Below are 13,195 nucleotides of genomic sequence, written 5' to 3'. Positions count from 1 at the left end.
GCTTTACCATCACCGCCAATCCCACGACGATCTCCGTCGCCGCGGGCAGCAGCGGGACCTCGACCATCACGGTAACTCCGGTGAATGGGTATACCGGAACCATCAACTGGTCGCTCTACGCTCCCACATCATTTTCGGGTTGCTATTCCATCGGAAACTCGAGCAGCACAACCACGGTGAGCGGCCCGGCTCCGGTATCCGCCACGCTAACGGTCTTTACCTCAGCCTCCGATTGCTCCAGTGCCAGCGTGTCCGGATCGGGAAGTGGAGCCAAGCGGAGATTCGCCAATGGCACGCAGCAGACTGCGCACGGAAAAGCTCCGGCCCGGCCCTTTTCTCCGGGAACAGGAACGGGCATAGCTCTGGGCGGTCTGTTCTTCTGTGGCCTTCTGGGAGGCCGTTCGCGCAAGCTTCGCCTCTTCCTCGCGCTTGGCGTCATCTCGGTGGCGACGCTCTCGACCTTCGGGTGCAGCAGTAGCAGTTCCACCACCACCACTTCGACCACGGGCAATCAATCGGCAACTGCCGGAACTTATATCCTCACGGTAAGCGGGGTAGACAGCGCCACCGGATCGACCATCGCATCTCTTCCTTTGAACATCACGCTAACCATTCAATAGCTGCAAGACAATCTGGGCTTGAAAGGGCGGGACTTCGGTTCCGCCTTTTTCTGCCCTCTCGGGGTGGCATTGAGCCATTTTTTTACCCCTATCAATAGAAAATCCTCTGTCATTCAAGAAACCTGCAACCAGTGTTGCTTTGAATCTGTCTAAGTAACAGCTTGAGTTGCATGTCAGGAGTATCATTATTACTGTGCCGAAATATTCCATCGTCGTCCCATTTCATAACGAAGAAGATAATGTCACTACTCTTTATGACCGCCTCAAGGCCATCATGGAGCATGTCGGCGACACGTTCGAACTGGTCTTCGTCGATGACGGCTCCCGCGACCGCACCTATCGCCTGCTCGAAGAGATAGCCGCAGTCGACAGTCGCGTCCTTGTCGTCAAGCTGCGCCGCAACTTCGGCCAGACCTCGGCGCTGGCAGCTGGGTTCGACCATGCCTCCGGCGACTTTATCCTCGCGATGGATGGCGATCTTCAGCACAATCCCGACGAGATTCCCAACTTCCTCGCCAAGCTCGAAGAGGGCTACGACGTGGTCAGCGGCTGGCGCTCGCATCGCGGCGACAACTTCATCATGCGCCGCATCCCCTCGCGCGCAGCCAACTGGCTGATGGCGACCCTCAGCGGCGTCAACATCCACGACTTCGGCACCACCTTCAAGGCCTACCGCCGCGAGGTCATCCAGAACATTCCGCTCTACGGCGAGATGCACCGCTTCATCCCTGCGCTGGCCTCGTGGTACGGGGCCAGCATCTGCGAGATTCCCATCACCAACCCGGCACGCGAGTTCGGCAAGAGCCACTACGGCATCTCGCGCACCTTCCGTGTCTTCTTCGACCTGCTGACCATCCGTTTCCTGCTGAAGTACATGACCCGCCCGCTGCACTTCTTTGGAACCATCGGCGCGCTGGGCATGGCCACCGGCTCGGGCCTTGCGGTCTGGCTCTTCATCCTCAAGTTGTTCACCGGCCAGCCAATCATGGACCAGCATGGCCCTATCGTTGTGATCGCGGGGATTCTCATTCTCGCGGGCATTCAGATGATGGGCATTGGCCTGCTCGGAGAATTACAGGTCCGCCATTACTTCACCGCAGCCCACCGCGCCCCTTACGCCGTAGACCGGGTCATTCGTCTGCGTTCGGAAGAGAGCCTGCTCCAGTAAACCGGCAATGCGTGTTGCATCTGCGTAAGCCTGCCGATTAGTGAGAGTCCTTGTCTAACTCTTCCTGCGCCTCAATCTCCTGCTGCGCTTCCTTCTCGGCATCTTTGAAGGCCAGCACGTCGGTCTGGTTCTGGTCCTTTGCAGCCGCTACCAGCGGGTCGCTTAACTCTTTCAGGTGATCGGCGAAATCTCTCATGCACTTGGCCTGATCTTGGGGACGACCCGATACTGCTGCTCCCCGCCGCAGTATCGTCTGCAGCCTCACCGTGGTTCCCAGCCGGTAGGGAACGACCGTATACGACACCGGGTCGCGCATCTCGAATACATCTTCGCTGAGCCTGGTCTCACCAGCGATCAGTCCCACCTTCGCGGTGGCAAACGACTGGCGCGAACACACTGTCGCAATCGCGGCTGCCCCCTTCTCAGCCAGCACCGTTGACTGTTCCGCAGGTACACCGGCGATGGAAGGCTCCTCTTTTCCATGGCATCCCAGAACCGCTACCGTCAATCCGGTAGCCAGCAACCCGGCCCATAGCGTCCGCCCACCACCCAGCCCATACAGCATCCGTACACCTCAGAAAAGGACCTGTCTATTATGCGCAAATTTGCGAATAAAGTTCAAAAGCGCGCGCCACCATTACACTCCAATTGGCGCGTACGGGGAGTCGGCGATCCCCACGCAAAATATCATGCCGCACGCAGTAAAGCCATGCTTAGCAGAAGATTCAGAGCAATTCAGCCTGGCTGCCCCGGTGGTTCTCTCCTAAAAAAACGTGACAGAATCGTCACTCACTCGCATCCAATGCAGAATGCAAGCTATTCAGATTCTCGCTCTCGGCGGCCCCGAAGTCCTTACCCTCTGCGATCTGCCCACGCCGGCTCCCGGCCCCGGCGAAGTGCTGGTTCGCCTCGAAGCCTCCGGAGTCAACTTTATCGACGTTTACTTCCGTGAAGGCCGTTACCCTGCCAAGCTCCCCTACACGCTCGGCCAGGAGGCTGCCGGAACTGTTGTAGCCATTGGAGATAGCGTTACTTCCCTAAAAGCTGGAGACCGGGTCGCGTGGTGCGGCATCCCCGGAACGTATGCCCAGTTAGCCGTAGCGCCCGCAGATCGACTCGTCAAAATTCCGGAGGCGGTCAGCTTTCAGCAGGCTGCCGGAGCCATGCTTCAAGGCATGACCGCCCACTATCTCGCTCACTCCACCTATCCCATTCGCAGCGGAGAAGAGGTGCTGATTCACGCCGGGGCGGGCGGGGTTGGCCTGCTGTTCATCCAGATGGCCAAGTCGCTCGGAGCCCGGGTCTACACTACTGTCTCCAGCGACGAGAAAGCGGCGCTTGCCCATGCCGCCGGAGCCGACGAAGTTATCCTCTATACCAGGGAAGACTTCGCCGCCAAGATCAAGAAGTGGAGCCCGGCAGGCCTCCACGCCGTCTACGATTCGGTGGGCAAATCAACCTTCGACAAGTCCCTCGAAGTCCTTCGCCCACGCGGAACCATGGTGCTCTTCGGGGGTTCCAGCGGCCCGGTTCCGCCCTTCGATCTCATCAAACTTTCAGCCCTAGGCTCGCTCTACATCACCCGTCCCACGCTCAGGGACTATATCGCCACCCGCGCAGACCTCGAACTTCGAGCTGGTGCAGTTCTCAATGCCGTTGCCGACGGGGCACTCAAGCTCCGGCTCGAACACACCTACCCGCTGACCGACGCCGCCCACGCTCATCGCGACCTCGAATCCCGCATCACGACCGGAAAACTTCTCCTCATCCCATAAGAATCGACCAGCGATCTCGTTCGCGCTAAAATTCCACACATGGCCCCTGAAGTCCCCACCCTTTATGAATGGCTCGGCGGCGCAGAGCCCCTCAATCGTCTCATCGACCGCTTCTATGAGAAGGTTCCTTCCGACCCTCTTCTTGAGCCTCTCTTCGCTCAGATGCCGAAGGAGCACTTCCAGCATGTGGCCCAGTTCATTGCCGAGGTGCTGGGTGGCCCCGACGATTACTCCAGACTTCACGGCGGACACGCTGCCATGATCCGCCATCATCTCAGTCGAGGTATCACCGAGCAGCAACGCCAACGCTGGGTCGCTCTCCTGCTTGAAACCGCAGATGAACTCGAACTTCCCTCCGACCCCGAGTTCCGCTCCGCCCTCGTCGCCTACCTTGAGTGGGGCTCTCGTCTTGCCGTCATCAACTCAGCGCTCCCCGCCGATATTCCAGTGACAGATGCGCCCATGCCCGCCTGGAACTGGGGTGTTCCCGGTGGCCCCTATCAGCCTGATACCCCTGAATCCTGAAGGCAGCAAACAACAGGATATGGTCATGCCGCATTCGATCCACGCATTCATTTTGACTTCCACCAACCCATGCCTCAAACTTAAGCCTCACCCTTTTTTGTCTGCGGCCTGGCGTCGTATCTCCAGCCGTTCAACTTAAAACCCTTTGTCCCGATTCGGAATGCTCGGGAAGCGCGGTGAGACTCCGCCACTGCCCCGCAACTGTGATTCGCGCACGCAGCCGTATGATCGCTGCGTGAATGCCAGCCAGCCGCTCCCACTGATGCCGTTGCGCATTGGGAAGGGAAGCGGCCAAGTCCCACGGCCAACATGCATCGCGTCAGTCAGGAGACCGGTTCCGTCTGCGTACATCAACCACATTCCCGAGGGGGGAATGGAGGAGTTCCACCTATGCCTGCACCTCTGCACCGTTCCGCGGTCGCGTCATCTCTTCGGACGCTCGCCGCACTCGCCGCCATCCTGATCCTTGCCGCACCATGTGCCCGCGCTGTCATCGTTCGCGGCACCGTCACCGACCCGCTTGGCGCAGCCGTTGCCGGAGCTCGCGTCCAACTCATCCAAGGTAAGAGCGCCATCGCCGCCTCGCTCACCGGGCCCGACGGCTCCTTCGAGATTCGCAGCACCGCGCCCGGACGTTTCCTTCTGCTTACCTCGGCGAGCACCTTTACGCCCAACATTGGCCAAGACTTCTACGGCGGCCGCACCGACGAAGTCACCCGTAACGTCACCCTCGAGGTCGCCTCGGTCACTACCGCCGTCACCGTCACGGCCACCGGAATCCCCACGCCGATCCAGCAGGTCAGCTCGCCGGTCACTCTCCTTCCTCAATCGGATCTTGCTACCCAGGTTGGTATCGTCGACGATCTTCGCCAATCCCCGGGCGCGGCAGCTGTTCAGACTGGCCAGTACGGCGGAGCCACCTCGCTCTTCGTTCGCGGCGGCAACTCCACCGCGAACAAGGTGCTCATCGACGGCATCCCCGCCGAAGACGTCGGCGGAGTCTTCGACTTCGGCAACGTCTCGTCGACCGGACTTACTGGCTTCGAGTTCTATCGCGGTCCCAACAGCGTCCTCTACGGCTCGGACGCCGGAGCCTCCGTCGTCAGCCTCAACAGCCCTCGCGGCAACTCTCTCCGTCCCGCGCTCAACTACTCGGGCGATGCCGGTAACTTCCACACCTATCGCAACGAAGCCGCTCTCAGCGGTGCTTGGAACCGTCTTGACTACTACGGAGCCTTCTCGCGCTTCGACAGCTCCAACGCTCTTCCGCGCGATCAGTACCACTCCGCAACTTCGGTAGCCAATCTCGGCTTCAACCTCACTGCTAATACGCAGGCCCGCTTCACCCTGCGCAATGCCGTATCGGCCAGCGGCCTGCCCAGCGCGCACGACTTCTACGGCATCTCCAGCGACGGCAAGCAGGGCGACCAGGACATCTACTCCGGCCTCACCCTTGAAAACCGCGCCCTCCAGAGCAAATGGCATAACCTAGTGCGCTACGGCATCGCCCGCAAGCGCGAGCAGGAGCACCAGTTCACCAACGTAGGCGAACCCATCACCTACGATTTCGGCGGCGGTGACGTCTTCACCGAATACTTCGGCAACAATGTCACCATTCGTGGAGCCAACGGCTACACTGCCACCGGGCAGGCGTCGTTCTTCCTGCCTAACGAAGACTCCGCTTCGAACCGCGACGAACTCTATTACCAATCCGACTACACCTTCACCCACCACCTCACCGCTTTGTTCGGCTTCCGCTATGAAAATGAGCGCGGCAGCTTCGTCGAGCCCGACTTCGGTGAGGACGAGATCACCAAGCGCACCAACTATCAATACACGCTCCAGTTTCAGGGCGATATCAAGAACCGCCTCTTCTACTCGCTTGGCGGAGCCGTCGAAAAGAACCACCTCTATGGTGTAGCCGGAACCCCGCGCATCGGTCTCTCTTATGTTCCGGTTCGCTCCAGCACCGGCTGGTTCAAAGGCACCAAGCTCCGCGCTAATGTCGCCACCGGAGTTCAAGAGCCCAACCTCGCCATCGAGTTTCAGAGCCTCTACAAGCAGTTAGAGCTGGCCGGAAACACTGGCGCGATCGCGCAGTATCACATCACCCCTGTCGGCGCGGAACGCTCCCGTACCTACGACATCGGCATCGACCAGAACATCCTCAGCGAGAAGCTCATCCTCAAGGCGGGCTACTTCCACAACATCTTCGACCACCAGTTGGAAGGCGTACAGTCGGGCGCGCTGACGCAATATTTCGACTTTCCGCCCAGTCTGGTCTCCGGCCTGTTCTCGGCGTATCTCAACTCCCTGGCCTTCCGTGCGCAGGGCCTCGAAACTGAGCTGCAGTATCAGCCCACCCGCCACATCTTCCTGCGCGGAGGTTACACCTATCTTGATGCGGTTGTGATTCAATCCTTCTCCGGCGACGCCATCGCGGCCAATACCGGCAACCCTACCGAGAACCCCAACCTTCCTGGCATTGCCATTGGAGCGGAGAGTCCGTTGATCGGTGCTCGCCCCTTCCGCAGGCCGCCGCACACTGGTTTTTTCAATGCCCAGTACACGACCAGCAACTTCTCCGCAGCGCTCAAGGGTGCCTTCGTCAGCCGCTCCGACGACTCCACCTATTTGGACGGCTTCGACCCCAACTTCGGCAACAGCCTTATTCTTCCTAACCGCGATCTCGACTTCGGCTATGCCAAGCTCGATGCCAACTTCCTCTTCGCTGCCACCAATCGCGTCACCATCTTCAGCCAGCTCGGCAATCTGCTCAGTCAGCAGCACACTGGCCCGATCGGCTATCCCGGCTTGCCCTTCACCTTTCGTACTGGCCTGAAGATCAGGATCGGCGGCAATTAAATAAACCTATACGAGTGAACGAACAACAGCCTTTGGGTTCATCACCCAAAGGCCGTTGTTTAGCACAGGAATTCGTGGATGCAGCCTTATCCAGCGACCGGGGCGAGTTGCTGAACCCAGCGAAACCCCTGGCCGGGGGTATTTTCATCGGCGCTCGGTCCCCAGCTTGCCGGGACTGCCACGTTGAGCATGCGTAGATAAACGCTGAACTGGCCGCGGTGCTGATACCAGTGATTCAGCATGATCTCGCGCAGGAACTGCCCCCTGGGAATTGCGATAAGTTCCTGGTCGCCTCGCAGCAGACGCCACGTCTCCCGCATGCTTGTATCGCTGAACTGTGGCAGGACGCTTCGGACCGTAACAATGCTCTGCTCGAATGCCTGAAGGATCTCCTGAACGCTGGAAGGCTCGGGTATGACGCCGAAATCGGGAGCCTGTGCAGGGTTTTGCTGTACCCCTCGCACAACGCCTTCGGGTACGCGTGCGAGATGCAGGGCAAGCTGCCCGGCGGACATGGATTTATCGTGCGGCTTCCATGTCAACTTGTCATCGGGCAAACGCTCAAGAAACAAACGGGTGATTGGTACCTGGGTTTCAAATTCGCTAAAGAGGGATTCTGCGAGTGACATGGTTTCTTCTCCTTTTGAGTACTCCATTTGGAAGTGCGAAAGTCGGCTATACAGTGGAGCGGACAGCAGTCATTTAGTCACGGGTTAAGCCCTTGGAGCTTCGGCGTTCCGCGGCTTCGCGAATTTTGGTCACTATGTAGCCCCAGCCGTTGCTTACGCTCCTGTCTCCCTGTGTCAACGCTGCCGGTATCATGCCGCTGGCGCGGTGCACGAACCTCAGACGGGTCAGACCGTTTTCTTCTGTCAGCCGGTACTGAACATTCGAGACGGCAGGCTGGGACATGAACAGCGGCCCGCAGATTTCAAGCAGCGTGGGCGGCTTGATGGCCTGGACATGGCCCCAGAAGTGTCCCGTGTTGTTGCCCAGATCGCGGTACCAGCGGCCGCCGGGCCAAGCCTCGAGCTTCATGGAGAGCGACGATCCATCCGGCGTCTCGTTGAGGGGCCCAAGTTGTTCGAGGACGCTCTCGAACACAATCTCGATCGATGCCGCGATGAGCTCGTCCTTGATAACTTCGAGCGATTGAATTGTCTGTTCCGAAGTGCCAGCAGCCATGGTCATTTCTCCTTGTTCTTCGTTTTTTGGCTCTCGCGAGCGATCTGTTACAGCGTTTTGCGCTCGGCCCGTTGCTTGATTCGGTTGATCCGGCGGGTCCAGCAGCGCTCATAGGTTCTTAGCCGGTCATGCACTGTCAGCTCCTTCACGTTGAGCCGATACAGTCGAAGGCCGCCGAGGAGGAGACCGTATCGTCGAGGCTGACGATGACTTTGAACTCCCGCTTCTAAGGCTGGTCTCACGGGATCAATATACATACCCATATAGGAATATGTCAAATGGTGAAGATTTACTTGATCGATTGCATACGCAGAAGTGCGATCCGTCGATATGAACCCTCGGTTAGGGGCCTATCAATCAGGCCAAATCAATTTGTAGCGCAGACGAGGGCCCGAAACCTCTAAGATAAGTCGGTCGATCTTTCTGCCGTTTATCCTGCAGCCACGCTCACCCGTCTAACGATTGGAAGGAAACATCAATGACTCGTTATCTTCTTGCCCTGACTCTTCTTACTGTCACCAGCTTTGCGGCACAAGCCCAGCAGGAGGGACCCACCCCGACGCAGGCCCTGGTCGCGGTGGAGTCCAAAAACCCCACCGCCCCAGCCATCTCTGACGTCACCATCAAGGTGAATAACCGCGCGACCGTGCTCACCGGCCTTACCCCTGTCCAAGCTTCAGGAGCACAAGTCGCCATCCTCATCGACGACGGCCTCCGCATGAGCATGGCCCGAGAGCTTCCCGCGTTGCGCGACTTCGTCAAAGGTCTGCGTCCGGGGACGGAGGTCTTTGTCGGCTACATGCAGAACGGCCGCGTCATCACGGGGCAGAATTTCACCACTGACTTCGACGCTGCCGCTAACGGCCTCCGCATTCCGGTCGGTTCTCCGGGTCTCAGCGCCAGCCCTTACTTCTGCCTCTCTTCCTTCGTGAAGAGCTGGCCTGAAAACTCCGGTTCCACTCCAAAGGCGCGCTTCGTTCTCATGATTACCAACGGGGTCGATCCCTACAATGGCAGCACCAGCATCATGAACCAGAACAGCCCCTATGTCGACGCGGCCGTCAAAGATGCCCAGCGCGCTGGCGTCGCTGTCTACTCCATGTACTACTCCGACGCGGGCTTCCGTGGCGGACGCGCGAGCTTCAGCGGGCAAAGCTATCTCGCTCAGATCGCGGAGGGCACGGGGGGGACGGCTTACTATCAAGGAACTGGCAACCCCGTCTCGATGGAGCCCTATCTCAAGCAGTTCCAGAAGGCCCTCTCCGAGACCTACGTCGCCACCTTCGTGGCCCCTGCAGGCAGAGGTCTGGTGCAGCTCAAAGTCTCGACCAAGCTGCCCAAGACGAAACTCTACGCACCTTCGTACGTGAATCCCGGCACCCAGCTACAGCAGCAATAGAAAAATAAATTTCAACTGAAAAACATTACCGTCCGGAGTTGGAAGTAATCGTGCCAGCCTGCAACTTCACCAGTTCAGGCTGGTCGAACTTGCTCGGCCCGAGCACGGCGATCTTCGGTAGCGAGCCGCGCACCATCGCCACTTCGTCGCAGGCATAGAGGCGTGGGCAGTTCTGGCAGTCCTTGTAGATCTTGTCCGGCAACGCCGTGCGGTCGACCGTTCGGAAGCCAAAGTGAAAGAAGAAGTCGGGGATTCGGGTAAACAGGCTTACACCGCTTACCCCTTGCTCCTCGGCCTCATTCAACAGAGCCCGCAGTAGCTTGCCGCCTGCGCCCTGGCCCTTGGCTTCGGGCTTCACCACAATCGACCGAACCTCGGCCAGATGCGGTCCGTACAGATGCAATGCACCGCAGCCCAGGAAGACGCCGCTCTCGGACTCCGCGATCTTGAAGTCGCGGACGTTCTCGCAGATCTCGGCGTAGTTGCGACGCAGCAGCGTGCCATCGCCGGAGAGGGAGTTGACCAGATCGAAGATATTCACGGCGTCCTGCAACTTCGCAGTACGCACCGCAGCGCCACCCACACGCGGACGCGACGATGAAGTCGAGTCACTTACTGGCGACAGTGAACTAAACACTGACATAACGGCCGTCTTAAACCTTTCCCGCCTCGGCTTCAAGCCGCTTGCGAGCATCCGCAAGTGCCTGCCTGACCCGATGCCGCGCTGTGCCGCCAATGACATCGTGGCAGTCCAGCGTTGCTTCTAGAGTAATTGATGCATAGAAATCCTCGCCGAACTCCGGGCAGATATTGTGCAGCTCATCGAGGGTTAGATGTTGGAGTTCGCGGTTGGTTTCGAGGCCGAGGCGGACGGCGTTGCCGATGTACTCATGCGCCTTGCGGAAGGGAACGCCTTTGTTCGAGAGATACGTTGCCGCCGCCATGGCGTTCAGGTAGCCGGTCTCGGCGGCGAGCTTCATGCGGTCGAAGCGGAACTTGAGCGATGCGGTAAAGGGGGGCAGGACGCTCAGCATGCCGGCGATGGTGTCGGCTGCGTCGAAGACCGGCTCCTGTCCCTCCTGGAGGTCTTTGTTGTAGGCGAGGGGCAGCCCCTTGATGAGCGTGGCGAGGGTGGTCGCCGCACCGAGCAGACGGCCGGACTTGCCGCGGATAAGCTCGGTGAGGTCGGGGTTCTTCTTCTGCGGCATGGCGGAGCTGCCGGTAGAGAAGGCTTCGGGCAGGTCTAAAAATCCAAACTCTGCGGTCGAGTAAAGGGTTAGTTCCTCGGCGAAGCGCGAGATGTGGATGCCGAGGGTGGCGATGGCCTGCGTGAACTCGAGGGCGAAGTCGCGGTCGGAGGTCGCGTCCATGGAGTTGGGCGTGGGGGCGTCGAAGCCGAGGGCGCGGGCGGCGATAGTGCGGTCGAGAGCGAGCGTAGCTCCGGCGATGGCTCCCGAGCCGAGGGGGCAGAGGTTCATGCGCTTGCGCGCATCGACGAGGCGGGTGCTGTCGCGCTCGAGCTGGCTGAGGTAGGTGAGCAGCCAATGGGCGACGAGGACAGGTTCGGCGCGCTGAAGATGGGTGTAGCTGGGCATGACGGCTTCGCCTGCGCTCTCAGCGAGGTCGATGAGGCTGGAACGCCATTCGCGGAGGCCATAGAGGGTGGCGTCGATGGCCTCGCGCACGAAGAGGCGCATGTCGGTGGCGATCTGTTCGTTGCGGCTGCGGCCGGTGTGGAGTTTGAGGGCGAGGTCGCCGATGATCCTGGTGAGCAGAAGCTCGGTGAAGTGGTGGATGTCCTCGGCCTCGGGGGCTTCAGCCACGACCGCTGGTGTCAGAGTGGTCTGGGCGAGGACTTTGTCCAAACCGTCGAGCATGGTGGCCAGCTCGGCATCGGTGAGGATGCCTGCGGCGGCGATGGCGCGTGCGTGCGCCTTCGAGGCGGCCACCTCTTGCGGGAGGAGACGCCAGTCAAAGGGGAACGAACGCTGCCACTCTTCAAAGGTCTTGTTGAGTGGCTCGCGGAAGCGTCCGGACCACATCTTGGTTGGTGAGTCAGACATGAACGGTGTCTCTCTTTTCGGTTAGAGCAATCAGCATTGGTGGTGTGAGAAATCAATAATTGCAGCGATGATCCAGATTGCAGCGGTGGCTAACCACATGTGGCCAGTTTTCCATTGATGACGCTTAAGGATGATGGTTCCCCATGCGAGATTTAGCAAGAAGAAGACGGCAATTAAGGGAGCTATTGAGATGAACCAGACAAAAGGCTCTCCGGTGATCGAGTTTAGACCTGCTTCGCATTCCTGACGTATCACCCAAGCGCGTGAGGCTAAAAGTAGATAAGCGCCTGCACCGATCGCGTTGAGTCCGAGAAGAACAAGTGGCCACTTCTTGTTCGGCTTGGGCTGGTTGGACATCGTTAACAGCGTACCTCAGGGGCTAAAGCCCGGAAACATTTGTGGTCGTTACGGCGAGGCTTAAGCCCCGCTCCATCAACGTAAATGCAAACGCAGATTCCCTTCGGGAATGACAAACAAGTGAGAATCGGCTATTGCTTTTTTGTTGTCATTCCCGAAGGGAATCTGCGTTTGCAGGTTTCTGCGCGGGCACAGGTTCCTCGGGGAAGAGTTCTTCCCAGGTAGGGTTCATCGACTCAATCAAAGCGATCTTCTGTGCCCGTGTCCAATGCTTAAGTTCTTTCTCACGAGCGATCGCATTATTAACGTACTGAAAGCGCTCGAAATACACGAGCCGAGTAATTTTGTAGCGGGCGGTAAAGCTGCCCGGTGTTTGCCTGCGGTGCTGAGCGACGCGGGCACGGAGGTCATTCGTGACTCCAGTGTAGAGATTGTGCGAACGATTGGAGAGGATGTAGACGAAGAACTCGTATTCGTCGCGTCTTTTCATTCGTGCTCTCCAATCGCTTTCGTGCTGCTTTTTGGCGAAACGCAGATTCCCTTCGGGAATGACAACAAAAAAGAATGTACGTAGTTACTTACTGTCCTCTGTGGAACTGTTGAGTTGTGGCATCTCAGAACCTTTGCTTAGGGTGATGAGGCCGCTCTTTGCGTAGGTCATCAGCTTGGCGCGGGTGTCGGTGATGTCGAGGTTGCGCATGGTGAGTTGGCCGATGCGGTCGCGCGGGGAGAAGGTGGATTCGGTCTTCTCCATGCTGAGGCGCTCGGGGTGGAAGGTGAGGTTGGGCGAGTCCGTGTTTAGGATTGAGTAGTCGTTGCCGCGCCGCAGCTCAAGCGTGACCGTGCCGGTGACGGGCTTGGCGACCCAGCGCTGGGCGGCTTCGCGCAGCATGATGGCCTGAGGATCGAACCAGCGGCCCTGATAGAGGAGGCGGCCGAGTTTGCGACCGTTGTCGCGGTACTGCTCGATGGTGTCCTCGTTGTGGATGCCGGTGATGAGGCGCTCGTAGGCGATAAAGAGCAGAGCGAGGCCGGGGGACTCGTAGATGCCGCGGCTCTTGGCCTCGATGATGCGGTTCTCGATCTGGTCGCTCATTCCGAGGCCGTGACGACCGCCAATGGCGTTGGCTTCGAGCATCAGGGCGACGGGGTCTGCGTAGTCCTTGCCGTTGAGGGCGACGGGGAAGCCCTCTTCGAAGCGGATGGTGATCTCTTCGCGCTTGATCTCGACGTCGTCG

12 protein-coding genes, 2 pseudogenes and 1 riboswitch are annotated in these 13,195 nt (G+C 59.1%); of the genes and pseudogenes, 6 read left to right on the top strand and 8 right to left on the bottom strand.

Annotated elements, in window-relative coordinates:
- Both VMU57_RS09220 and VMU57_RS09215 read left to right on the top strand, forming a co-directional pair.
- Positions 1 to 620, top strand: a pseudogene (locus VMU57_RS09220) (hypothetical protein); the annotation flags it as partial.
- 193 nt (positions 621 to 813) lie between these two features.
- Entirely contained in the window at positions 814 to 1,788 is a 975-nt protein-coding gene (locus tag VMU57_RS09215; protein WP_325382673.1) for a glycosyltransferase family 2 protein, read from the top strand.
- A 37-nt stretch (positions 1,789 to 1,825) separates the two neighbouring features.
- Here VMU57_RS09215 and VMU57_RS09210 read toward each other — a convergent pair whose 3' ends face one another.
- Positions 1,826 to 2,353 (bottom strand): hypothetical protein, encoded by a 528-nt coding sequence (locus VMU57_RS09210; protein WP_325382671.1) that lies wholly within the window; start codon positions 2,351 to 2,353, stop codon positions 1,826 to 1,828.
- Positions 2,354 to 2,597: 244 nt separating this feature from the next.
- Here VMU57_RS09210 and VMU57_RS09205 point away from each other — a divergent pair, with 244 nt between their 5' ends.
- From VMU57_RS09205 to VMU57_RS09195, 3 genes are all read left to right on the top strand, one after another.
- Complete coding sequence (locus VMU57_RS09205) at positions 2,598 to 3,563, top strand: quinone oxidoreductase (protein WP_325382669.1); 966 nt, start codon at positions 2,598 to 2,600, stop codon at positions 3,561 to 3,563.
- A 39-nt stretch (positions 3,564 to 3,602) separates the two neighbouring features.
- Positions 3,603 to 4,088 carry a group II truncated hemoglobin gene (locus VMU57_RS09200; protein ID WP_325382667.1) on the top strand — a complete coding sequence of 162 codons (486 nt, stop codon included), beginning with the start codon at positions 3,603 to 3,605 and terminating at the stop codon, positions 4,086 to 4,088.
- Between the two features lie 132 nt (positions 4,089 to 4,220).
- Positions 4,221 to 4,442, top strand: a riboswitch (cobalamin riboswitch).
- 36 nt (positions 4,443 to 4,478) lie between these two features.
- Positions 4,479 to 6,953, top strand: a complete 2,475-nt coding sequence (locus tag VMU57_RS09195) for a TonB-dependent receptor (RefSeq protein ID WP_325382665.1) — start codon at positions 4,479 to 4,481, stop codon at positions 6,951 to 6,953.
- Positions 6,954 to 7,039: 86 nt separating this feature from the next.
- Here VMU57_RS09195 and VMU57_RS09190 read toward each other — a convergent pair whose 3' ends face one another.
- On the bottom strand, positions 7,040 to 7,582 hold the full coding sequence (locus VMU57_RS09190) for a DinB family protein (protein ID WP_325382663.1): 543 nt from the start codon (positions 7,580 to 7,582) through the stop codon (positions 7,040 to 7,042).
- A 73-nt stretch (positions 7,583 to 7,655) separates the two neighbouring features.
- Entirely contained in the window at positions 7,656 to 8,138 is a 483-nt protein-coding gene (locus VMU57_RS09185) for an SRPBCC domain-containing protein (RefSeq protein ID WP_325382661.1), read from the bottom strand.
- 478 nt (positions 8,139 to 8,616) lie between these two features.
- On the opposite strand from VMU57_RS09185, the gene VMU57_RS09180 reads away from it, so the two are divergent.
- A complete protein-coding gene (locus VMU57_RS09180) occupies positions 8,617 to 9,537 on the top strand; it encodes a hypothetical protein (RefSeq protein WP_325382659.1) in 921 nt (306 codons plus the stop codon).
- A gap of 25 nt (positions 9,538 to 9,562) precedes the next feature.
- On the opposite strand, the gene VMU57_RS09175 is transcribed toward VMU57_RS09180, so the two are convergent.
- From VMU57_RS09175 to VMU57_RS09155, 5 genes and pseudogenes are all read right to left on the bottom strand, one after another.
- A complete protein-coding gene (locus VMU57_RS09175; RefSeq protein WP_325382675.1) occupies positions 9,563 to 10,162 on the bottom strand; it encodes a GNAT family N-acetyltransferase in 600 nt (199 codons plus the stop codon).
- A 28-nt stretch (positions 10,163 to 10,190) separates the two neighbouring features.
- On the bottom strand, positions 10,191 to 11,600 hold the full coding sequence (gene argH / locus VMU57_RS09170; protein WP_325382657.1) for an argininosuccinate lyase: 1,410 nt from the start codon (positions 11,598 to 11,600) through the stop codon (positions 10,191 to 10,193).
- 30 nt (positions 11,601 to 11,630) lie between these two features.
- Positions 11,631 to 11,957, bottom strand: coding sequence for a hypothetical protein (locus VMU57_RS09165; RefSeq protein WP_325382655.1), 327 nt, complete (start codon positions 11,955 to 11,957; stop codon positions 11,631 to 11,633).
- Between the two features lie 148 nt (positions 11,958 to 12,105).
- Entirely contained in the window at positions 12,106 to 12,447 is a 342-nt protein-coding gene (locus VMU57_RS09160) for a GIY-YIG nuclease family protein (RefSeq protein ID WP_325382653.1), read from the bottom strand.
- 84 nt (positions 12,448 to 12,531) lie between these two features.
- Positions 12,532 to 13,195, bottom strand: a pseudogene (locus VMU57_RS09155) (argininosuccinate synthase); the annotation flags it as partial.

Origin of the sequence: Edaphobacter sp. (genome assembly GCF_035532915.1) — a bacterium.
GTDB lineage: Bacteria > Acidobacteriota > Terriglobia > Terriglobales > Acidobacteriaceae > Edaphobacter.
The sequence above is the reverse complement of the archived record's forward strand: the minus strand, read 5'-3'. Positions and strand labels throughout refer to the sequence as shown.